Below are 22,185 nucleotides of genomic sequence, written 5' to 3'. Positions count from 1 at the left end.
CCTCGCACCGAGTAAATATTATAGCGAATTTCTGGCCTGCCAGAGAACCCGGGCTACGTGCCAGAATTGCTTTCCCCGGTGTAAAAACCCCTTCAAATCCCGCCCGGTCTCCCTGTGGGTCATGACCACGGGAACTTCCTGCACCCGGAAGCCCAAGCGGGCCGCTTTAATCGTCATGCCCACCTCTACTCCAAAGCCGGAGGCAAAAGGCAGCAAATGCTGCAGCACTTCCCGGGTCATGGCCCGCTGCCCGGACAAGGGTGATTCCATTACCAGGCCGGTATACCACCGGATCCCGGTTCTGGCCAGCCCCTTCACCAGGCCAAATCCTCCTTTGTGTCTGGCTGCAGGAAAGCGGGCTACGGTCATATCGGCTTGATCTTTCAGAACCGGTAAAAGCAGGCGTCTGGCCTCCACGGCACTGGTACCCAGATCGGCATCAATGAGCAGAACAACATCACGGGTGCAAAGGGCCGCACCCCGGTTCAAAGCCTCTCCCTTGCCTCTGTTACGCGGAAGACGAATTACCCGGGCGCCACTGGCCCGGGCTACTTCAGCCGTAGCATCGGTGGAACCGTCATCAACAACCACTACCTCGGCCACCTCGGGGATAGATAGAACGGCCTGCACGGTATCCTTAATGCGGCTTGCCTCGTTATAGGCGGGAACCAGTACCGATACTGCTGGTTCTTTTACCATCTGCGGGTTTCCCCCCTTCGTCCAGCTCGGGGAGCAGCTTCTGGGCAGTAGGCTTGACCCCGTAGTGTCCCGGCTTACCGGTGAGAGCAATTACCAAGGCCACCTGACCGGGAATGGTGTCGATATTATCAACAGTAGTAATGCGCTTCTTCTGGTAATCAGGCATGTAGGAGTAAAGAACATTGGTTTCCTCCACGCCGAAGACGGATATTTTATACTGTAAAAGCGTGTCAATCAGGGGCAAATCCAGGGCCTGAACCCTGACCATATCCCGGTCCTGACTGCCGCCGATGATAATCACGCCGTCCAGGGGCATCCCGTAATTCCCCGTAATTTTAATCAGGTTTTCTTTCTCCAGGACATCCAAAACCTTGCTCTTGCCTTTAACCAGCCCCCGGGCAATTTCCCCGGCCAGACGAGCGGTTAATTGTTCGTTAGTCAGGTTGTTCCATCCCAGCTGCTTTTCCAGTATCTCCTTTTTACCGTTTATGTAAAAACCATTCATTACCGTGGTGATAGATTGTACTTCCGCCCCGGCCAACCGTAAGGCGGCAATAAGATCATCGGGGAACCCATAACTATTGGTTTCAATGATAGCCAACCGGTACCCGGCCAAACGATCACGGACCAAAACCGGCAGCACCTGTTTTTCAAACTGTTTTTGCCTCTGGTTATCCATTTCCAGAGCATTGGCCCGGGCCTCCACCGCTTCGTTCTTCTCCCGGAGTTGCTCCATCTGCAGCATGAGTTTGTCCGCCAGCTGTTTTTGCTGTTTGGTCAGGGCATCATTCCCGAGCATGGTGCTGCCCACCAGTATACCGAGTCCCAGGGCAAGAAAAACCGCCACCAGGGAAGCAATGTGATAACGCAAGTTAATAATCATCATACCACCAGCCTAAATCCCCAGCAGCAACCGGAAATGTATGTACAGCAGGCGTAACAATTCCCTGGTGGCAGGGGAAACAACTACCACCACACCGGCGGGCAAGAGGGCGGCAAGAACAATTTGGGCCAGGTACCTCGCTTTAATGCGATTGCGGTAGAGCTTGCTAACTCCTTTGGCATCAACTAAAACCGAGCCCACCTTCAACCGCACCAAAAAAGTGCTCCCCATGCCCTGCCGCCCCTTTTCTAAAAAGTCCTCCACACAAAAATGGGTACCCACGGCTACAATTAACTCCGCTCCGTCGTCATAAGCCAAAAGCATGGCTATATCTTCACTGGTGCCGGGGGCGGCAAAAACCGCTGCCTTTAACCCCAGTTGCTGAATCCGTTGCAACCCGGGAGCCCTGCCATCGGGATAAGCGTGGACCACCAGCTCCGCCCCCGACCGCAAGGTCTTATCCGAAACACTGTCCATATCTCCAACTATGATGTCGGGCTGGTAACCAAATTCAATCAGGGCATCGGCACCGCCATCCACGCCCACCAGTACCGGACGCATTTCGTCAATGTAGGATTTGATGGCACTTAGATCCTCCTTGTAGTTGTGTCCCCGTACCACAATGAGCACATGCCTGCCTTTAAAGGATGTGCGCAAAGGCGGTCGCTGGTACTCACCCTTGATTAGGCTCATTTCGTGCCGGGCATGCTCCAGGGTGTTTTCCACAAAACGGGAAATAACGGTTCCCATATTCTGCTGGGCCAGGGCCATTTTTTGTTTGATTTCTTCGGCAGTGAGAATATGACCGGTGGCCACCTGGCGGCCCTGACAGAAAATCTGGCCGTCTATTATATCCACTTCTTGTCCTTCAGCCACCAGATCCATAATTTCTTCCCCGGCATTATCCACCAGAACTATCCCCGCCTGAACCAGGGTCAGGGGGCCGTGGTTGGGATACCGGTCGCTCAAGGAGGAAGCGGCGTTGATTACCGCCCGTACCCGCGCCTCCACCAGGGACCGGGCGGCGACGTCATCTAGCTCGGGATGGTTGATAATGGCAATCTCGTGAGCCGCCAGACGTTTGACCAGGTGTTTGGTTCGCTTGTCCACCCGGGCAATACCCTTAACGTGCATGCCAATCTCACCGCCTTAATATTTCTCTAACATTTTACAGTTTTTGTAGCGGCCAGTCAAGAAACGGTCATGTTTCGTAAAAAAACCTGACCGCCGGTCAGGTTCTGGGATTTAGTTTTAACTCACCTTCGCCTCCAATCTTAGCTTGTCCGCCACCATGGCTATAAATTCGGAATTGGTTGGCTTGCCTCTTTGCAGATTTATAGTATAGCCAAAAAATTTCGTCATCATTTCCACATTACCCCTGTCCCACGCCAGCTCGATGGCATGACGGATGGCCCTTTCCACCCGGCTGGGCGTGGTTTGATATTTCTGGGCAATCATGGGGTAAAGTTCTTTGGTTACTGCCCCCAGCAAGTTGACTTCGTTAATTACCGCCAGAATAGCATCCCGCAAATAGTGATAGCCTTTGATATGGGCCGGGACACCCATTTCGTGAATGATGTTTGTCACCGCCACATCCAGGTTTTTGGTTTTGGCGGGGGAAATGTATTGTGATACATTTACTCCATCGGCAAGCTGCCGGATGCGCGTGGCCAGCACGCCAAAGTCAAAGGGTTTCAGTATATAGTAATCAGCTCCCAGTTCAACTGCCCGCTGGGTAACGCTTTCCTGGCCAAAGGCCGTAAGCATAATTACCTTGGGACGCGGCGAAACGCTTCCCAACTTCTCAAGTACGCCAATACCATCTAAGTGAGGCATGATGATATCGAGCACTACAACATCCGGTTTTTGCTGTTTAATCTGTTCCAGGGCCTCTAATCCATTATATGCAATACCTGTTAATGCAAAGTCCTCTTGTTGGTTGATAAATTCCCTGAGTAATTCGCAAAACTCTCGATTATCATCAGCAATTAGCACCTTAACGGTCTCTTTCACCATTAAATCCCGCCTCCTGAATATTTTATTATATTTTCTCTCTAATGGTATTTATAGCCAATTTCGACGCACAAAAAAAATCTCCTTCTGTACGGAGGAAATAATTTATTTACTATTTCTGTTAATATATGACATGAAATGCGCTACTTAGGGATAAAATTTAGGTCTTAGTCGAAAATCCTGTATTTATGCAGCTTTTTTCTCCTTCGGAACAGGCATTAAATTTGCCTCCCAGAGCATCCACTCGGCGAGTACGCCATAACCCCGGGTAGGATCGTTGACAAATACATGCGTCACGGCGCCGACAATCTTTCCGTCCTGTATAATCGGGCTGCCGCTCATTCCCTGGATGATACCACCGGTTTGTCGCAATAGTACGGGATCGTTCACTTTAATCACCATGCCCTTTCCCTCCCACCGGTTTTGGGGCATCACCTGCAATATTTCCACGGAAAAACGTCCAATACGATTGCCACGCAGAACCGTGAGCATCTCGGCCGGACCCTTTTTCACCTGGTAGACCAGAGCTACGGGGACAGGCTGGGGATATAAAGGATTGGCCAGGGGCTGCCGCAAGCAACCAAAAATTCCATAGGATGTATTTTTTTCAATATTACCGGTCAACCCGCTGCCGTTGAAAAGGCCTATCTTTTCCCCCGGTTGGCCCCGGCGGCCCGGGCGGATTCCCTGCACCATTGCCTCCACAATTTGACCGTCACCAAGCTCAATTTTGCGGTTCGTTTCAACATCAGTAATCACGTGCCCGAGGGCACCATATTTTTTACTTCGCGGTTCATAAAAAGTCAGGGTACCGACACCGCCGGCACTATCCCGTACGTAAAGACCAATACGGTAACGTCTTGTTTCGGCACAAAAGATTGGTTTAACCCGGGTGGTAAAGACACGTTGCCCCCGTTTGATTTCCAGGGTGACCGGGCGACCCGCTTCACCGCACCGGCTGATTTCGCTGCGTACCTGCTGTTCACTCTGTACCCGGCACCCGTTTACTTTCAGGATAACATCACCGTTTAAAATTCCTGCCTGCAGGGCGGGATTGTGCCGTTGTCCTTTCAGGTCCGTCACCACCGCGTGGCCGACCACCATTACTCCCTGAGCGTGGAGCAGAACGCCGATGGAATGCCCTCCCGGGATAACCCGCACGGTTGGAACCACATTGATCACCATACGGTTCAGAGGAATAAGACCCAGAAATTTTATTTGCATATCTATCCGTCCGGGGACGCCGGCTACGGGAACGACACCCTGCCCGGAGGTCCACCTGGTCTTTGGCTGTCCGGACAAAATTTTTACTTTAAAAAGTTTTACGGGTAATCCCCGGGGTATAAGGGGGTCACCCATGGCCACGTTTGGCCCCACAGACATAAATAAGTTTCTTAAGGTTATGTTTGCGCATAAAAGACCAAGTACCAGGGTGAATATTGCTGTGATGAAAAAAAATCTTTTTCTGCTCAGAATTTATCGCCTCCCCGTTAATTTTTTGTCTCACCTCCATCTACATACTGGTATCCAGATAAGGCACTAAAATTTAAAATAAGGGTGTGCATTTTTAAGATAGCCCGAGGTAATATCAATTATTCTGACTAAATGTGCCGCTATTGGCTTATTTGCGTTTAAAAAAGAAAAAGGCCCATTATTGGGCTTTTAGAAATTAAAAAATAAGTTTGGCATCTGCTCGGCTCAATGTCGCTCGCTTACGTGCAAAACGGCAGGAATTTACATCCTCTCTTGGTGACGTTGAAAGCGTCATAGGTGTCTTATTTTTCTATAATTTCCCTGGCCTGTTCCAGCAGGTGACGGGCATGATCCCTGGCCAGGCCGTCTGCCTCCCGTCCGCCGAGCATGCGGGCCAGCTCCGCCAGGCGGCCTTCCTCATCAAGCCTTCTCACCCGGGTGGTGGTTTGACCGGCCTGGACTTCTTTGGAAATGCTGAAGTGGGTGCGGGCTAAACTGGCTATCTGGGGCGCGTGGGTAACGCAGATCACCTGGCGATGGCCGGCAATATCGGCCAGCTTTTCGGCCACGGCCACCAGGGTCCTCCCACCAATGCCTGCATCTACTTCGTCAAAAACCAGGGTAGGCAACTCATCCACTGTAGCCAGGATGGCGCGCATGGCCAGCATCACCCGGGACAGCTCACCCCCGGAAGCAATTTTGGCCAGGGGGCGCAGGGGTTCCCCCGGGTTGGGAGAGATCAGAAACTCCACCCGCTCCCGCCCGGCGGCGGAAGCTCCGGCCAGGTCTTCAAAGAGAACCTGGAATTCCACCTTACCCATTTCCAGATCCGCCAGTTCCCGGGCCACCGCCTCTTCCAGCTTCCGGGCATGTTCCCGGCGGGCCCGGGACAGGTCCAGTGCCTTTTGCTGCCAGCGCTCTGCCCAGAGTTTGATCTCTTCCTCCAGCGCGGCCGCATTTTCCTCGCTAAAAGCCAGCTTTTCCAGCTCGGCCGCCGCCTCTTCACGGTAACGCAGGATTTCTTCCACACTATCACCATACTTGCGCTTGAGGTCGCGAATACGGGAAAGTCTCTCCTCCACTTCCTGCAGGCGGCCGGGGTTAAATTCCACTCCGTCCCGGTAACGGGCCAGCTCCCGCGCCACATCCTCGACCTGGTATAAAACGTTTTCCAGAGTTGAGGCCAGGGACAAAAGCTCCGGATCAAGCCGTGAAAGCTCTTCCAGGTCACGGCAGGCCTGGCCCAGGAGATCCATTACCGACGGGATACCTTCCTCTCCCCCATGCAGGGCTTGATAACACCGGCCGGCCAGGGCCGCAATCTTTTCGGCATTGGCCAGGCGGTTGCGCTCCTGGGTAAGTGCTTCCTCTTCTCCCGGCAAAAGGCGGGCACCATCAATCTCCTGAACCTGGTATGTAAGCATATCCAGGCGGTGTAGCCTGTCCCTGGTGCTGCGGCGGAGTTCCTCCAGTTGAGATGTAAGATCACGCCACCGGTGATAGATTTCGGCTATCTCCTGCCGCAAGGGCCACAACCCTCCAAAACGATCCAGGAGATCCCTGTGGAGATCGGGATTAAAGAGCGACTGGCTTTCGTGCTGGCCGTGAATATCCACCAGATGCTGGCCCGCTTCCCGGTAGACGCTTAGGGCAACCACCTGCCCGTTTAACCGGCAAATGTTGCGCCCGCTCCGGACCAGTTCCCGGGCCATGACCAGCACCCCGTCCTCTTCCAGGGGTATTCCCCACGCCTTTAGCTTTTCCTGAAGAATAGCTAACGGATGAATCTCAAAAACGGCCGTGACCCTGGCCCTTTCCTTGCCCGTGCGGATAAATTCCGCCCACGCCCTGCCGCCCAGGGCCACCTGCAGGGCCTCTACAACTATGGATTTTCCCGCACCCGTTTCGCCGGTGAGTACGTTTAATCCGGAAGTAAATTCAATGGTCTGCCGGTCAATAAGGCCGAAATCCTGAATATCCAGTGAAACCAGCAATTGCTCACCCCCTGGCCAGCTCATTTAAGCGTTGCAAAACTGTAGTAACCAGTTTTTTCGGTTTAACTATAACCAAAATGGTATCGTCCCCGGCCACGGTGCCGATAACTTCCGGCCAGGACGCCTGGTCAATGGCCGAAGCCACACCCTGGGCCTCGCCCGGCAGTGTCTTAACCACCACCAGGTTTTCGCTAAAATCCATGAACTGTACCGAACTGCGCAAAAGCCTTTTCAACCGCTCATCCCGTCTTAAGGGGGGCGTTTCACCGGGAGCGGCATAGCGAAAAATATTGCCCTCACCGGGAACCTTGACCAATCCCAGTTCCCGGATATCCCGGGACACGGTGGCCTGGGTAACGGGAAACCCGGCAGCCCGCAGAGCCTCCGCCAGTTCTTCCTGCGTCTCGATAACCTGCTGGCGGATAATCTCAAGGATTAGCCTTTGCCGCCGGGCCTTCACGCTTCAGCACCCGCCTTTTCCACTAGAATGACTACCGGCGCCCTGGAAGAGCGATTCCAGAAGGATAACCTTACCACCGTATATTGACGGGAAGAAAGGCCCCGGGTGAACTCCTCCACGACCCTCAGCTCCTCCGTGGCGCCCGGATGTCCCGTGTAAACCACCAGGGAAATGCGACCCCCGGAAGCTAAAAGGGACAGGGCAGCTTTAAGCGCTTCCAGGGTGGATTCGGGCCGGGTGATAATCCCGTGGTCACCGCCGGGCAAGTAGCCCAGGTTAAACATAACTGCCTTCACGGCACCCGGAACATGGGCGGCCATTTCCCGGTGGTCTGCGGCCAGCAGGATCACCCGGTCCAGCAAACCGGCGCCGGCCAGCTGCGCCCTGGTTTTTTCCAGGGCCTGGATCTGAATATCAAAGGCAAAAACCTTCCCCTGGGGCCCCACACCCCGGGCTAAGAACAGGGTATCCAGGCCGTTACCCGCGGTGGCGTCCACCGCCAGGCAGCCGGGCACCAGCACCGGGGCAATAAAGCTTTGCGCCCACTGGACTGCACTGGCACTTCTAGCAACCATTCAAACGCTCACCCTCACTTAGCTTCTGGCGCAGGAGATAGAAAAAGCTGCGGTTTTTCAGGCGGATCAACCGGGCACGGTGGCCCGCTTGCTGGATGAGCACCGTATCATTGAATTCTAATTTGCAGCCCTGCTGGCCATCAACCGTTAACATGACTTCCCCCTGTTTTGAGCGAACAACCACCCGCACCCGGCTGGCAGCGTTGATGACCAGTGGCCGTGCCCAGAGGGAATGGGGACAAATGGGTGTAACCACCATCAGGTCCAGCTCCGGGGTAACCAGGGGACCGCCGGCAGAAAGGGAATAGGCCGTGGAACCAGTAGGGGTGGCTACGATCAGGCCGTCAGCGGGATAGGTAGTAACAAAATCATCATTAACATATGTTTCCAGAAAAATAAGCCTTGCAAAGGCTCCTTTGGTAATAACCGCATCATTTAAACCAATAACCCGCTCAAGTGTAAGCCCTTCCCGGATAACCCTGGCTTCCAGCATCATCCGCTCCTCGACAGTGTACCGGCCGGCTAAAAGTTTTTCCAAACCGGACCAGAGTTCCGGAACATCAATTTCAGTTAAAAAACCGAGATGGCCAAAATTGATTCCCAGAAGCGGTGTACCCCGCGGAGCGGTTTCCCTTGCGCAGCGCAACAGGGTACCGTCTCCGCCCAGCACCAGCACGATTTCTGCTTCCTCAACAAGCTGTTCCCGGGGGAGACCCAGTTCGGGACGGCCCAGCGCGGTGGCCGTGTCAAGGGCCATTACCACCCGGCACCTCCGTACAGTCAGCCAGTCAATAATTTGTTCCACCAGGGGGGCTACCTTTTGTTTACCCAGGTTAACCACCAGACCGATGGTTTTCATCGGGTCACTCCTTTTAGCCAAAACCGCCGGTGGGCAAGCTAACCCCTGTTACCGGCGTCAAGTTCCGCGTGGGCCCGGGCCACTACCGCCGGGATAGTGGAAGAAAGATCTACCTGGTCGGGGACACTCCGGTCGAAACAAACCAGAAATTCGATATTGCCCTCCGGCCCTTTAATGGGCGAAAAATCCAGACCCCGTACACCCCACCCCAGATTTTTTATGACCCGGCAAACGGTGGTGATGACTTCCCGGTGTACCGTCGGGTCCCTTACCACTCCCTTTTTCCCCACCTTTTCTCGGCCGGCCTCAAATTGGGGTTTAATAAGCGCTACACCCAGGGCATCGCCGGTAGTCAGTTCCTGCAGTTTGGGTAGCACCCTCTCCAGGGAAATAAAAGAAACATCTACCACCGCTATATCAGCCAGGCATGGCAGGTCTTGCGGCCCAAGGTAGCGGATGTTGGTACGCTCCAGGAGTACTACCCTGGGGTCTTCCCGGAGCTTCCAGGCCATCTGGCCGTATCCCACATCCACGGCAATAACCAGGCGGGCACCATGCTGCAGGGCACAATCGGTAAACCCGCCGTGGGATGCCCCCACGTCCAGAACTACCCGGCCGGTAAAATCGAGCCGAAAGCTGTGAATGGCTTTTTCCAGTTTTAAACCGCCCCGGCTGACATAAGGCATCTGAGCGGTAACCTCAATCCGGCTCCGGGGATCCACCATCCGGCCGGGTTTATCCACCGGTTGGCCGTCAACCCGTACCTGTCCGGCCATTACGGCTGCCCTGGCTTTTTCCCTGCTGGCAAAAAGTCCCCGTTCCACCAGCAACAAATCCAGGCGCTGCCTGGCAATAGTCATGACCATTGCACTCCGATTTTCACCTTTGTTTTTGCCCTGTGTGTGCCCAGGGCCTTTAGTACGGTATTAACCAGCACTTCCACGGTCAGACCGCAGCGGGCCAGCAAAACAGCACGGCTGCCGTGCTGGATGAACTCGTCAGGAATTCCCAGGCGGATCACCTGGACGTTACGCAATCCCCTGTCGCCGAGCAGTTCCAGCACGGCACTGCCGAATCCTCCCTGCAGGACGTGCTCTTCAATGGTAACCACCCGCCGGGTGCGCAGGGCATAACGGGTAATACATTCCTCGTCCAGCGGCTTGACGAACCGGGCGTTGATCACCGTGGCATGGATACCCTGCTGTTCCAAAAGGGAAGCTGCCTCCCCGGCCAGGGAAACCATGGTGCCCACGGCTAACAGGGTTATGTCGTCTCCTTCCCGGAGCACCCGGGCCTTTCCAACCGACAGGGGGAGGATTTCCTCGTCCACGGGGCATCCCGTACCGGTGCTCCGGGGGTAGCGCAAAACCGCCGGTCCCGGGTATTCCAGCGCCGTTTTCAACATCCGGCGAAGCTCGTTTTCGTCCCCGGGAGCCATGAGCACCAGGTTGGGAATTGATCTCAAGTAAGCAAAATCAAACACGCCGTGATGGGTGGCTCCGTCTTCCCCAACCAGACCCGCCCGGTCAAGGGCAAAGGTTACGGGCAGGTTTTGCAGGCAGACATCGTGGAGCACCTGGTCGTAGGCCCTCTGCAAAAAGGTAGAATAAATGGCCACCACGGGCCTCAATCCGCCCGCCGCCAGGCCTGCGCCCAGGGTAACGGCGTGTTGTTCGGCAATACCAACATCATAGAACCGTTCGGGAAAGGCAGCGGCAAAATGATCCAAACCGGTACCGGAAGGCATGGCCGCGGTAATGGCCACAATGCGCTTGTCCCGGCGTCCCAGTTCCACCAGGGTACGCCCAAATACCTCGGTATAAGAGGGGGGCTGCCCCGGCTTTTTAATTACCTGGCCCGTTTTAACTTCAAACGGACCAACCCCGTGAAATTTATCGGCATTCTCCTCCGCCGGCGGGTAACCCCGCCCCTTGCGGGTGAGCACGTGTACCAGTACGGGTCCTCTGGTGGCTTTGGCCTGCTGGAAGACACTGATCATGGCCTGGATATTGTGTCCGTCAATTGGTCCCAGGTAGATGAAGCCGAGTTCCTCGAAAAACATGCCGGGTACTACCAGATATTTCAGGGAGTCCTTAAACCGCTCCACCGCTTTAACCACCCGGGGACCAATGGCTGGAATGCGCTTTAAAAGCTGTTCCAGCTCTTCCTTGCCTTTGGAATACATGGGATCGGTGCGGAGGCGGCTCAAGTATTGGGCAAGCCCTCCCACATTGGGGGCAATGGACATCTCGTTGTCATTTAAAACAACGATTAAACTGGTCTTATGGTGGCCGGCATGGTTTAAAGCCTCAAAGGCCATACCCCCGGTCATCGCCCCGTCCCCGATCACCGCTACCACGGAGTAATTGTCGCCCTTAAGGTCCCGGGCCAGGGCCAAACCTAAAGCTGCAGAAATGGAGGTGCTGCTGTGCCCGGTGCCGAAGGCATCATGTTCGCTCTCCTGGGGTCTGGGAAAACCGCTGATACCCCCAAACTGGCGCAGCGTATGAAAAACCAGGCGGCGGCCGGTAACCAGCTTATGCACATAGGACTGATGGCCTACGTCCCAGACAATTTTATCCCGGGGGGTTTGAAAAACCCGGTGTAAAGCCAGGGTAAGTTCCACCACCCCCAGATTGGGGGCCAGGTGGCCGCCGTTTTTGGCCACTGTTTCGATAATCTCCTGCCGGATTTCGGAAGCAAGCTGCTGTAAAGCGGTCATATCCAGAGAGCGTAGATCCGCCGGAGAATTAATTGTTGAAAGCAACTCTCCCATTTTTCCCCTTCCTGACGTACCTGGTGTTATTTGCCTGCCCGACGGTATTTTTTCCTGATCACACTTATCCCCGTCAGCTGTTCAAAGGCAGCCAGTAACTTTCCCACCAGAAAAATTACCTCGTTGGCCCGGGAAATGGCTATGCGCTTACCGGCCGCCTTGCCGCCCACGGTAAAAGCGGCAATGAGAGCGGTTACCGTCATATTCAACAAAGCCTGGTTGATACCCTTCCAGTAAAGTAAGATTTGTAAAACCAGGGCAATTCCCAGGGCACCACTTACTGTTCCGGCAATATCCCCGATAACATCGTTACAGATGTTGGCCACCCGGTCGGCGTTCCTGACCAGATATACCCCCTCCCTTGCCCCGCGCACCCGCTTGGCCGCTTTGGCATGGAAAGGGGACTCTTCAGCAGCCGCCACCGCCGTACCCACGATATCGGCCAGAATACCGATCAGTATAATTATAACTAAAAAAAGAAAAGATAAAAAAAGACTTTTCACCTTACCGGCCAGTAATTCTGAAAACCAAAAAAATATTATGGCCAGTAAAAAAGAGGCCGTACCCACCATAAGCACGTACCGGCCTGAAACTGTAGATTTATTGTTTCCCAAATACAGTCACCTCATACGGTAGGGGAAAAGAGAGTTATGTATCACGGGGATAAGTGACAGCAGCACGGGTAAATATTGTGGCTTAAGGTCCAGCAGGTTTTCCCAGGCAGCCACCGGCTGTCGCCAGGCCGGCGGTTTCCCCTTCGGGCTGCCTCCGGGACGTTGCCGGTCCCGGGGCTGGATTACCACTTAGTCCACACTGCAATCCCCGCACTGCCCCGGTGTTACCGGACAGCCTAGGAGTTTTCCTCGACAGGATGGCCTTTTTCTAGCCTCTTTTGCAGTAACGGTTTCAGTCCACCGCTACCTTCCCCTGGGCCCACCGGGATATAAGGTACCGGCTGCCAACGACATCCACCGCTACCACTCAAGGCAGGCTACACTGCACGCAGCTTTCACCACGTGCAGGTTCACACCCCAAGCCATAGTACGGCTTTTACGCTTTCCCACGCACTTGGGTCTCCGCGGAGTCAGGGTCCACGCCCGCATGCCTTTGCGGCTCGCCCTCACTCCTTAACTCCCAGTACCAGCCCCCGACTGGGCGTCAGCAGCCAGCACCAGGAACTTCATCGATGTGCCCGCGACGGATTTTTAGGCCCGTCTTCAAAAAAGGCATACCTGACTAGGATACTGCGTCACTTATCCCGCTTTCTGGTTCTAGAAGTGCATTATAACATAAGCTCAGAAATAAAAGCAAATGGTGCTGCTAACCTTGAAGATGACCCCCGGTTGGCAGTAGCTCGGCGTTGATATACAAACCCTTCAGGGTCAATGCCACGCGCTAAATCTCCTTAAAGCTCTAAAAATCCCGCGTAATTACAAACCGGACCAGTTCCCGCAAAAAATCGGCACGCTCATCAAAAGGCTCCAGGGCGGCCAGGGCTGCCGCGACCGCTTCCCCGGCCTTTGCCCTGGCCACATCCAATCCGAAAAGAGCCGGATAAGTAGCCTTTTTATTTCTTTCGTCGCTGCCCACGGGTTTGCCCAGCCTGGCCGGGTCACCTTCCACATCCAGGATGTCGTCCTGTATTTGAAAAGCCAGACCCAGGTTCTCGGCGTAAACAGTCAAAGCCTCAAGCTGATCTTCCCCTGCCCCGGCTAAAATGGCCCCTGCCCGCACGGCCACCCGGTACAGCGCCCCGGTTTTGTGGCGGTGGATATATTCCAGGGTAGCGGCATCTACTGCGGTGTCCGCAGCCAGGGTATCCACCACCTGCCCGCCAATGAGCCCCAGGGTGCCGGCAGCCTCCGCCACCTCCTCAATAACATGCACCACCCGTTCAGCCGGTGCCAGCTGGTTTTGGGCATTTTTGGCCAGAAGAGCAAAGGCATGAGTTAGCAGGGCGTCCCCCGCCAGGATGGCTACCGCTTCACCATAAACCCGGTGACAGGTCGGCTTTCCCCGCCGGAAATCATCGTTATCCATGGCAGGCAGATCGTCATGGATCAAAGAATAGGTATGGATCAATTCCAGGGCACAGGCCGCGGGCAACACCCTTGCAGGGTCGCCTCCTACCGTTTCGGCTGCTGCCAGGGCCAGGACGGGCCGCAGCCGTTTCCCCCCGGCAAAAAGGCTGTACCGTATGGCCTGGTGAATCACAGGCGGATAAGTATCTTCTGATGGTAAAAGCTCATCCAGTGCCCGGTCCACCAGAGCTGCCCTGGCTTTCAGTTCGGTCAAAAAGTCCAACTTGCTTACTCCTTCCTCTCCGGGTTGAACAGATCGACCAGACAGGGGTCGGAATCTTTTAATACCGGTTCTCCCTTTTCATTGGCGGTGAGTATGGAAATGCGTTCCTCGGCCTTTTCCAGTTCCTGATGGCAGAAACGGGTGAGGGTAATTCCCTCCCCGAAAAGGGCCAGGGATTTTTCTAAAGGCAATTGTCCTTCTTCCAGTTCCCGTACCACTGCTTCCAATCTGGCCAGCGCTTCTTCAAAGGTTAGTTTTTTCATGGTTATACCTCGCCTTTTAAAAATCTCTTCCGCAATGCCGGGCCGTTTAAATAGTCGCAGAGTCGCCCCTGGTAGGTGTTCAATTCTTCCAGCCTGGCTTCAATCCTTTGCTTTACCTGCCACCAGCTCACTCCCCAGTTGGAGAAAAGCACCCGGTCATAGGGGCCGCGGCCAACCAGGCGCTGGACGACGATGTCCGGGTGCAGGTATTCCAAAAAGGTGACCACCCGGTCCACGTATTCTTCCATGGGGATGATGGCAAACTCTCCCCGCTGGTACATTTCTCCCAGGACAGTATCCCGGACGACGTAGAGGGAGTGGAGCTTTACATACTGCACCTGCAGGACGGAGATAATCTTGGCGTTTTCGATTACATCAACCAGATCATCCCAGGGTAAATTCAGGATCAGGTGCACACATATGTCCAGCTCCCGCTTTTTGATGCGCTGCACCGCATCGATAAACTCGGCCAGGGTATGCCCGCGGTTTACCCGCAACAGGGAATGGTAATTGACCGTTTGCAGTCCTAATTCAATATCCATAACCAGATTTTTTTTCCGGCCCACTTCCGCCAGGAAATCCAGGTAACGATCGTTGATGCAGTCCGGGCGGGTAGAGATGGAAATGCCCACCATATCTTCACCGCCGGTAGCGGCCAGGACATATTCCCGGAAGCGCTCAAATGGCAGGTATGTATTGGTAAAAGCCTGAAAGTAGGCGATGAATTTATCCGCCTTGTAGCGTTTGCGGAAAAACCCCCGGTTCTTAGCCAGCTGTTCCTCCACCGAGAGGTTGCTGGGCAAGCACTCAAAACCCGCCCCCTCTTCATCGCAGAAAATGCAACCGCCGGTACTGATAGTACCGTCCCGGTTGGGACAGGTGCCGGGGAGGTTGATGGGCAGCTTGTATACTTTGCCCCCGAATTTTTCTTTCAGAAATTCCGAATAGACCCGGTAGCGGGGCTGGCTTGCGGACATGGCTTTTACCTCCTGGCCCTTATCTTACCATAAACGTCCGGCAGCGCAAAGACCTGTGCGTTTGTAGGTGATTTGACAAAGGAAACAAGCATTGCTTATCGTATGAATCAGGGGGTGAAAATATGTCCCGGATAGAGGAACTGGTACGGGCAATCGAAGAACTTTCCCTGGAAGAACAAAAGCAACTATTTGATCAACTGGCGGATCTGCTGGACCTGCTGGGTTGGATCAAGCTAAACGAGGTAACGTTTTTTTAGCTAAACAGCCGGCGGGCCCGCCTGTTGCCGGCGGACCCGCCCGTCAAAATGCAAATCGGAAGATTTTTTTACTTCATTCTTTCCTGAACCACGGCTACAGCTGCATCTTTCAACCGTTTGACCTCGGAAACGATCCTTTCCTTTTCCGCCAGAATGCCCTTGACATAGTCTTCGTCTTTGATCATGGGGATATTGATGTCGGCACTCAAAAGGACGGCTTTGATGGCCGCTTCACAGACATAAGCGGCCACGCCCGCATCGCTGATGGCCATTTTGTTGCCAATCTTAGCCAGCCGTTCCGTTATCTCTAGGGCCTCCAGGAGGGTGCGAGCCACTTCCATAGGTGTGTCAGTGGCCGTTTTCAGGGCCTTTTGCATCAGCTCGTCCCGCTTAGCCTTCTCTTCCTCGGTGTTTTTGGGCATCCGGTAAACTTCCATGAACTTACCGAAGGCTGCGATATCAGCTGCCACCAGTTTTTCCAATTTGTTTATAATAAAGTAAGCAGCGCCGGTAATCTCCTTGACCTGGGGTTCCACGTCCGCAAACTTGGGCTTGCCCACGGTGAGGTTGCCCACCATGGCCGTCATGGCCACCCCTAAAGCGCCCACCATGGCGGAAACGCTGCCCCCGCCGGGAGTCGGGGCATCGGAAGCAGCTACCGCCAGTATCTTGCGAAAGGGGAAATCGAAAATCTCACTCATCAAAGGCACCTCCTTAAATTTTCCCCTGCAGCTTGATGGCCTTCAGCACGTTCTTTTGAATCAGCACGGTAGTCAGGCTGCCCACACCGCCAGGTACAGGGGTAATGGCCCCGGCAACCTCCTTGGCGTTTTCAAAGTCCACGTCACCGCAAATGCCGTTTTCCACCTGGTTGATACCCGCATCCACCACCACGGCACCGGGTTTGATCATATCGGCTTTGATCATTTTCGGCTTGCCGACAGCGGCAATGAGAATATCGGCCTGGCGGGTATGGTAAGCCAGATCGGCGGTCTTGGTATGGCACACGGTAACGGTAGCATTCTGGTTGAGCATCATGAAGATGAGGGGTTTACCAACCGTCTCGCCCCGGCCAACAATGACGGCATTTTTACCCTTAATTTCAATACCGGTACGCAGCATAATTTCAATGCAGCTCTGGGGTGTAGCCGGGAACAGGCCGTCCCCGCCGCTTAAAATGTAACCCCGGTTGATGGGGTGGACGCCATCCACATCCTTTTTCGGCGACACAGCTTCCAGCACCCGCTGTTTGCTCATGTGTTTGGGCAGAGGCAACTCAATCATAATCCCGTGTACGCTGTCGTCCTTGTTTAAGCGGTCGATGAGCGCCAGCACTTCTTCCTCGGGCGCGTTGCCGGGCAAGGTGAAAAGCTCAAACTCGATGCCCACATTGGCACAGGACTTTTCCTTGGACCGGGCATAGACCACGGAGGCCGGATCGTCACCGGCCAGGACCACGGCCAGCTTGGGGATAATGCCCCGTTCCCTTAACTGGGCCACTTCAGCCTTAACCTCTTCCCGGATTTCCGCCGCCACCTTTTTCCCATCAATAAGTGTCGCTGCCATGTTTATCCTCCCCCTTTACATTTGCTCTGGTAAATGTTTAGTCAACCCGCCTAAGGCAGGATGTCCCGCTTACTCATATGCTCCGGATAACGCCGTGCCCTTGTAGTTAACAATGCGGTTTTACTGAACATTTACTTACTCGGTAATTGATTCCTCCACCTGGCAGGAAAGACGGCCGTGATATAACTTCACCTGTACTCTCTCTCCAGGCGCGACCTCCCCGGCCCGCCGCACCACCTCACCTGTATCCGCCCGGGTACAAATGCTGTACCCCCGGGCAAGGGTGGCCAGGGGACTCAGGGCCTGCAGCTGTCCGGACAGCAAGGCCAGGCGGCTTTGCTGGTGCAGACGGTATTGCTCCATGGCCCGGTTTAACCGGCGGAACAGATCGTCCACCATTTGCCCCCGGAAGCCACAGAGAACATCCACCGGGTAACGGAATACCCTGCTCTGACGGCAGGCATCCAGCCTTGAGCGATAGGTTTGCAGTTTTTCCCGCATGGCCCGTAACAGGCGCCCTTCCAAAAGCCCCAGGTAGCGGGCCATTTCCTCCCGAACCGGGACCACCATTTCCGCCGCTGCTGAAGGGGTGGGAGCTCGCACATCCGCAACCCAGTCGGCAATGGTAAAATCCGTCTCATGGCCAACTGCAGATATCACCGGGATACCGGAAGCAAAAATGCTCCGGGCCACCAGCTCGGTGTTGAAAGCCCACAATTCTTCCAGTGACCCTCCCCCGCGGCCTACAATAATCACGTCGCAGGCCCTCAGGCGGTTCAGCCAGTGCAGAGCGCGGGCCACCTCCCGGGGAGCACTTTCCCCCTGCACCGGCACGGGCACAAAAATGATTTGCAGGCCCGGCCAGCGCCGTCTGATAATTTTGACCATATCCCGCAGTACCGCTCCTGTAGGCGAAGTAACGATGCCAATGCGGCGCGGTAAAAGGGGTAGCTTTTTTTTATGCTCTCGAGCAAACAGGCCCTCTTTTTCCAGTTTTTGCTTCAGCTGTTCAAAGGCCAGATAAAGAGCACCCGTGCCCTCGGGCTCCATCTCTTCCACATACAGCTGGTATGTACCGTCCCGGGGGTAAACCGATACATAGCCCCGCACACGCACGGCCATCCCGTCTTCCGGCTGAAAAAGGAGGCGGCGCCCCCGGGAACGAAACATTACCGCCTTAATGGAACAAAACTCATCCTTCAGGGTAAAGTAAAGGTGGCCGCTGGCCGCCTGTTTACAGTTGGAAATCTCACCTTTTACCCAGAGGTTCAGCAAAAGCGGGTCGTTATCAAGGAGGTTCTTGATATGGCCGGTAAGTTCACTTACGGTAAGCAACTTGAGCATTAAATCCAGGCTCCACAATGATTTTCATTTAAGGTGCCGAAAAAACCGGGGGATGCGGCGCTCACCCCGCTTACTCTGAGTTATCCCCACTTTCCAACTCCCTGTTTTGGCTCCCGCTCGCTCCGGTGACCCAACACTCACCCAGCACTCACCGGAACCAGGTACCCTGCGCAGGGACTAAAGCCGCATATGGTTGGCAGTTACTATTAGAAAACCCGGTTGCTGTGAGTGCTGGGCGGACCAAACTAGCGCTGTGTCCAAGTCGCTCGCTACCGAGCCAAAACAGGGGCTTAAAAAAATGGGGATACTTTCAGCCGCTTACTCCGCACTAAACGCGCGCCGCATCCTGGTCCAGACTGTTTTCCCGAGCGTTAAAGTTAAGCTCTCTTATGGAGCAAATAATCATGGATGGAACGGGCTGCAATGCGCCCGGCACCCATGGCCAGGATAACCGTAGCCGCTCCGGTTACCACGTCGCCGCCGGCAAAAACACCGGGCTTGGAAGTGGCCCCGGTTTGCGGATCAGCCACAATATTGCCTTTCCGGCCCAGCTCCAGGCCCCTGGTGGTCCTGGGTACCAGCGGGTTGGGAGCCTGGCCGATTGCCACTACCACCGTGTCCACATCCATGACAAACTCGGAACCGGGAATGGGCACCGGCCGCCGCCGGCCGGATTCATCGGGCTCACCCAGCTCATATCGCAGGCACTCCATGCCCTTCACCCATCCGTTTTCATCTGCCAGAATGCGCACGGGATTGGTTAAAAAGGCGAACTTGATTCCTTCTTCTTTGGCGTGTTCCACTTCCTCGTGGCGGGCAGGCAGTTCCTTTTCGGAGCGCCGGTAAACAATCCAGGACTCCTCCGCCCCCAACCGTAAGGCAGTCCGGGCCGCGTCCATGGCCACATTGCCGCCGCCAATTACGGCCACTTTCCTGCCCACCTTGATGGGGGTATCCCACTCGGGGAAGAGGTAGGCCTTCATCAGATTGGTCCTGGTGAGAAATTCGTTGGCGGAATAAACGCCGCAGGAATTCTCCCCGGGAATATTCATAAAATACGGCAGACCGGCTCCGGTACCGATAAATACGGCGTCAAAACCCTCTTCTTCCATCAACTCATCCACGGTGGCAAACTTGCCTACCACCGCATTGGTGACAATTTCTACCCCCAGCTTTTTCAGGTTTTCTATCTCTGCCTGCACCACCCGCTTGGGCAGGCGGAATTCGGGAATGCCGTACATGAGCACACCGCCGGCTACATGCAGGGCTTCGAAAACGGTGACCTTGTGACCCAATTTGGCCAGGTCGGCAGCACAGGTAAGACCCGCCGGGCCGGAACCCACCACCGCCACTTTGAAACCGGTGGGCGGGGCCACTTCCTGGGGCAGCACACCCCGGGCCAGCTCCCAGTCGGCACAGAAACGTTCCAGGCGCCCGATACCCACGGGCTCGTGTTTCTTGCCCAGGGTGCAGTATTTCTCACACTGGTTTTCCTGCGGGCAAACCCGGCCGCAAACAGCAGGAAGGGCGTTTTTCTCCTTGATCTTTTTAATGGCGCCCGCAAAATCCCGCTCGGCTACCAGCTTGATAAACGCGGGGATATCTACCTCCACCGGACAACCCTGCCGGCAGGGCTCCTTTTTACACTGCAGGCAGCGCTTGGCTTCCGCCACCGCAGTTTCTTCGTCATAACCCAGGGCTACTTCGTTGAAATTCCGGATCCGCTCAACGGGTTCCTGGGCAGGCATCGGATGTTTTTTGGGAATTATTTCCTTCTTCTCGGCCATTATTTGCCACCTCCACATCCGCACTGGCATGTATGACGCTCTAGTGCCCGCTGTTCTTCTGCCCGGAAGGTGGCCGAACGACGGGCCAGTTCAGCAAAATCCACCTGGTGACCGTCGAATTCAGGACCATCCACACAAACAAACCTGGTCTGGCCGCCCACGGTCACCCGGCAACAACCACACATCCCCGTACCGTCCACCATCAGCGCGTTCAGGCTGACAATGGTTTTGATGCCGTAATCTTTGGTGACATTGCAACAGGCCCGCATCATGGGCTGGGGACCGATGGCCAGCACCAGGTTGATGTTGTCCTTGCCCCGTGCGTCAATAATTTCTTTCAAGACATCGGTAACAAAGCCCTTGCGCACATAGGAACCGTCATCGGTAGTCACAAAAAGCTCGCTGGAAACTTCCCGCATACGGTCCTCCCAGAAGAGGAGATCCCTAGTCCGGGCACCGATGATGCTGATCACGTGATTGCCGGCCTCTTTCAAAGCCCGGGCAATGGGGAACACCGGAGCTATCCCTACACCGCCACCGACGCATATGACTGTGCCGAAGTTTTCAATGTGGGAAGGGGTTCCCAGCGGTCCGACAAAGTCCTTGATGTAATCTCCCGCTTCCAGTGTTCCCAGTTGTTTGGTGGTTTTGCCGACCTCCTGAAAGACGATGGTAATGGTACCCTTTTCCCGGTCAAAGTCCGCAATGGTCAGTGGAATACGCTCACCTTCTTCGTGAATGCGCAAAATAACAAACTGACCAGGCTGACATTTCCTGGCTACCCTGGGTGCTTCAATAACCATTTGCTTGATGATGGGCGAAAAAACCTGCTTCTCCAAAATTTTGAACATTAATAAGCCTCCCCCTCCCTTAGCATATTCTATAAATATAAAACGTTATGAAACAATTATCTTATTATTCTCGCTATGGCGGCAAATTCCTGCTGCCCCCACATAACTTATGAACGGAACTTACAAAAAGAAAGGGAGACTTACCCGCTCTCCCCTTCCGGTAGATAATAGGATGCCGGTTCCTTTACCACCCGGCCGAGAATACCATTAATAAAACGACTGGAATCCGGTCCTCCAAAGGTTTTGGCCAGTTCCACCGCCTCATTTACCGCCACGCTGTTGGGGATGTCCTCCCGGTGGAAAATTTCATAAAGCGCCATACGCATAATATTCCGGTCCACTGCAGCCATACGGTATAGCGGCCAGTCCCGGCTTAAACGGGCAATGACCTGATCAAAGGCTTTTAGATGGGTCAGGGTGCCAGCAACAAGTTCACGGGCAAAAAGCATGTCCTTAGGGCTTAGGTAAGCTATTTTCACATCTTTTTCGTTTACTCGATCACTTTCATCAAAGTCCCCGGGGTTTTGGGAAGCCATTTCCCGTAAGTGATTCAAGGCTTCTTCGGGATCAACCCGTGCTACATCTACCTGGTAGAGAACTTGCAGTGCTGCTTCCCTGGCCTGCCTTCTGCCCATAAACTGACCTCCTGATTTAGGAAATATTCATCTTTCCTGGAACAGCCGGGAAAATAGCTCTTTGAAGTCCACCCGCTCATCCAAACGTTTGCCGACGTAATACCCGGCGAAAACACATGCAGTCACAAACAGCGCCTTAATAATGCCATAGATAATGGCAAACCAGCCAAAGGCCAGACCCAAAATGACTCCGGTAATCTTACCCCGGTGCCGCTTCCATAATTCCGCAAGGGTATATGCATCCATCGGTTGAAGACACCCCATTTGTAAATATTCAGTGAACCCGGTTGGATGCGGCGCTGTCCCCGCTCACTCCAGTGCTCCGCGCCGACAGCACCGCGGCTCGCTTCGGGCCGACTCTGGCTCTCTGCGGATTGCCCGTGACTAATTGTGCTTCGTTGTAAGCTCTTAACTAATGTGTTTCAAACATTTCTTTTGGTTAGCTAATCTTGCGTCCTCGAGAGCCGAG

23 protein-coding genes are annotated in these 22,185 nt (G+C 54.6%); 1 reads left to right on the top strand and 22 read right to left on the bottom strand.

The genetic code is table 11. The features are described 5' to 3' along the window. Positions 1–18: 18 nt before the first annotated feature. From BUA65_RS10930 to mnmL, 15 genes are all read right to left on the bottom strand, one after another. Complete coding sequence (locus BUA65_RS10930) at positions 19–699, bottom strand: glycosyltransferase family 2 protein (RefSeq protein WP_072869649.1); 681 nt, start codon at positions 697–699, stop codon at positions 19–21. After that, positions 656–1,585, bottom strand: a complete 930-nt coding sequence (locus BUA65_RS10925) for a copper transporter (RefSeq protein WP_114281490.1) — start codon at positions 1,583–1,585, stop codon at positions 656–658. The genes BUA65_RS10930 and BUA65_RS10925 overlap by 44 nt, the downstream gene beginning before the upstream one ends. Positions 1,586–1,594: 9 nt before the next feature. Continuing rightward, positions 1,595–2,716 (bottom strand): putative cytokinetic ring protein SteA, encoded by a 1,122-nt coding sequence (gene steA / locus BUA65_RS10920; RefSeq protein WP_072869646.1) that lies wholly within the window; start codon positions 2,714–2,716, stop codon positions 1,595–1,597. A gap of 117 nt (positions 2,717–2,833) precedes the next feature. Further along, the gene (spo0A, locus tag BUA65_RS10915) at positions 2,834–3,598 is read right to left on the bottom strand and encodes a sporulation transcription factor Spo0A (protein WP_072869645.1); all 765 of its coding nucleotides are present in this window, start codon (positions 3,596–3,598) and stop codon (positions 2,834–2,836) included. A 183-nt stretch (positions 3,599–3,781) separates the two neighbouring features. Next, complete coding sequence (gene spoIVB, locus BUA65_RS10910) at positions 3,782–4,978, bottom strand: SpoIVB peptidase (RefSeq protein WP_242656310.1); 1,197 nt, start codon at positions 4,976–4,978, stop codon at positions 3,782–3,784. A 392-nt stretch (positions 4,979–5,370) separates the two neighbouring features. Further along, positions 5,371–7,062 (bottom strand): DNA repair protein RecN, encoded by a 1,692-nt coding sequence (gene recN, locus BUA65_RS10905; protein ID WP_072869641.1) that lies wholly within the window; start codon positions 7,060–7,062, stop codon positions 5,371–5,373. A gap of 4 nt (positions 7,063–7,066) precedes the next feature. Continuing rightward, complete coding sequence (argR, locus tag BUA65_RS10900) at positions 7,067–7,522, bottom strand: arginine repressor (RefSeq protein ID WP_072869640.1); 456 nt, start codon at positions 7,520–7,522, stop codon at positions 7,067–7,069. Beyond that, positions 7,519–8,097 carry a tRNA 5-(aminomethyl)-2-thiouridylate-methyltransferase MnmM gene (gene mnmM / locus BUA65_RS10895; protein ID WP_072869638.1) on the bottom strand — a complete coding sequence of 193 codons (579 nt, stop codon included), beginning with the start codon at positions 8,095–8,097 and terminating at the stop codon, positions 7,519–7,521. The genes argR and mnmM overlap by 4 nt, the downstream gene beginning before the upstream one ends. Further along, a complete protein-coding gene (locus tag BUA65_RS10890; protein WP_072869636.1) occupies positions 8,087–8,956 on the bottom strand; it encodes an NAD(+)/NADH kinase in 870 nt (289 codons plus the stop codon). The genes mnmM and BUA65_RS10890 overlap by 11 nt, the downstream gene beginning before the upstream one ends. A gap of 38 nt (positions 8,957–8,994) precedes the next feature. Further along, complete coding sequence (locus BUA65_RS10885) at positions 8,995–9,816, bottom strand: TlyA family RNA methyltransferase (RefSeq protein WP_072869635.1); 822 nt, start codon at positions 9,814–9,816, stop codon at positions 8,995–8,997. Further along, a complete protein-coding gene (gene dxs, locus BUA65_RS10880) occupies positions 9,813–11,732 on the bottom strand; it encodes a 1-deoxy-D-xylulose-5-phosphate synthase (RefSeq protein ID WP_072869633.1) in 1,920 nt (639 codons plus the stop codon). Before dxs ends, BUA65_RS10885 begins: the two co-directional genes overlap by 4 nt. A gap of 26 nt (positions 11,733–11,758) precedes the next feature. Then, on the bottom strand, positions 11,759–12,346 hold the full coding sequence (locus BUA65_RS10875) for a hypothetical protein (protein WP_072869632.1): 588 nt from the start codon (positions 12,344–12,346) through the stop codon (positions 11,759–11,761). A gap of 799 nt (positions 12,347–13,145) precedes the next feature. Beyond that, complete coding sequence (locus tag BUA65_RS10870) at positions 13,146–14,036, bottom strand: polyprenyl synthetase family protein (RefSeq protein ID WP_072869630.1); 891 nt, start codon at positions 14,034–14,036, stop codon at positions 13,146–13,148. Between the two features lie 5 nt (positions 14,037–14,041). Beyond that, positions 14,042–14,299: an exodeoxyribonuclease VII small subunit gene (gene xseB / locus BUA65_RS10865; protein ID WP_072869629.1), complete on the bottom strand. Its 258-nt coding sequence runs from the start codon at positions 14,297–14,299 to the stop codon at positions 14,042–14,044. Positions 14,300–14,301: 2 nt separating this feature from the next. Continuing rightward, positions 14,302–15,276 carry a tRNA modification radical SAM protein MnmL/YtqA gene (gene mnmL / locus BUA65_RS10860; protein WP_072869627.1) on the bottom strand — a complete coding sequence of 325 codons (975 nt, stop codon included), beginning with the start codon at positions 15,274–15,276 and terminating at the stop codon, positions 14,302–14,304. A 122-nt stretch (positions 15,277–15,398) separates the two neighbouring features. Here mnmL and BUA65_RS19010 point away from each other — a divergent pair, with 122 nt between their 5' ends. Then, a complete protein-coding gene (locus BUA65_RS19010) occupies positions 15,399–15,533 on the top strand; it encodes a hypothetical protein (protein WP_278246277.1) in 135 nt (44 codons plus the stop codon). Positions 15,534–15,601: 68 nt separating this feature from the next. Here BUA65_RS19010 and BUA65_RS10855 read toward each other — a convergent pair whose 3' ends face one another. From BUA65_RS10855 to BUA65_RS10825, 7 genes are all read right to left on the bottom strand, one after another. Further along, positions 15,602–16,234: a cyclodeaminase/cyclohydrolase family protein gene (locus tag BUA65_RS10855; protein WP_072869625.1), complete on the bottom strand. Its 633-nt coding sequence runs from the start codon at positions 16,232–16,234 to the stop codon at positions 15,602–15,604. Between the two features lie 13 nt (positions 16,235–16,247). Then, positions 16,248–17,099 carry a bifunctional 5,10-methylenetetrahydrofolate dehydrogenase/5,10-methenyltetrahydrofolate cyclohydrolase gene (locus tag BUA65_RS10850; RefSeq protein WP_072869624.1) on the bottom strand — a complete coding sequence of 284 codons (852 nt, stop codon included), beginning with the start codon at positions 17,097–17,099 and terminating at the stop codon, positions 16,248–16,250. A 135-nt stretch (positions 17,100–17,234) separates the two neighbouring features. Beyond that, positions 17,235–18,443 carry an exodeoxyribonuclease VII large subunit gene (xseA, locus tag BUA65_RS10845; RefSeq protein WP_072869623.1) on the bottom strand — a complete coding sequence of 403 codons (1,209 nt, stop codon included), beginning with the start codon at positions 18,441–18,443 and terminating at the stop codon, positions 17,235–17,237. Between the two features lie 377 nt (positions 18,444–18,820). Next, positions 18,821–20,230 carry an NADPH-dependent glutamate synthase gene (gene gltA / locus BUA65_RS10840; RefSeq protein WP_072869622.1) on the bottom strand — a complete coding sequence of 470 codons (1,410 nt, stop codon included), beginning with the start codon at positions 20,228–20,230 and terminating at the stop codon, positions 18,821–18,823. After that, on the bottom strand, positions 20,230–21,081 hold the full coding sequence (locus BUA65_RS10835; RefSeq protein ID WP_072869621.1) for a sulfide/dihydroorotate dehydrogenase-like FAD/NAD-binding protein: 852 nt from the start codon (positions 21,079–21,081) through the stop codon (positions 20,230–20,232). The genes gltA and BUA65_RS10835 overlap by 1 nt, the downstream gene beginning before the upstream one ends. A 140-nt stretch (positions 21,082–21,221) precedes the next feature. Continuing rightward, the gene (nusB, locus tag BUA65_RS10830; protein WP_072869620.1) at positions 21,222–21,716 is read right to left on the bottom strand and encodes a transcription antitermination factor NusB; all 495 of its coding nucleotides are present in this window, start codon (positions 21,714–21,716) and stop codon (positions 21,222–21,224) included. 27 nt (positions 21,717–21,743) lie between these two features. Further along, complete coding sequence (locus BUA65_RS10825; RefSeq protein ID WP_013823015.1) at positions 21,744–21,962, bottom strand: DUF2273 domain-containing protein; 219 nt, start codon at positions 21,960–21,962, stop codon at positions 21,744–21,746. Positions 21,963–22,185: the final 223 nt, after the last annotated feature.

It is taken from the genome of Desulfofundulus thermosubterraneus DSM 16057, assembly GCF_900142025.1.
GTDB lineage: Bacteria > Bacillota > Desulfotomaculia > Desulfotomaculales > Desulfovirgulaceae > Desulfofundulus > Desulfofundulus thermosubterraneus.
Note: the sequence above shows the minus strand (reverse complement) of the source record. Positions and strands in the feature narration are given on the sequence as shown.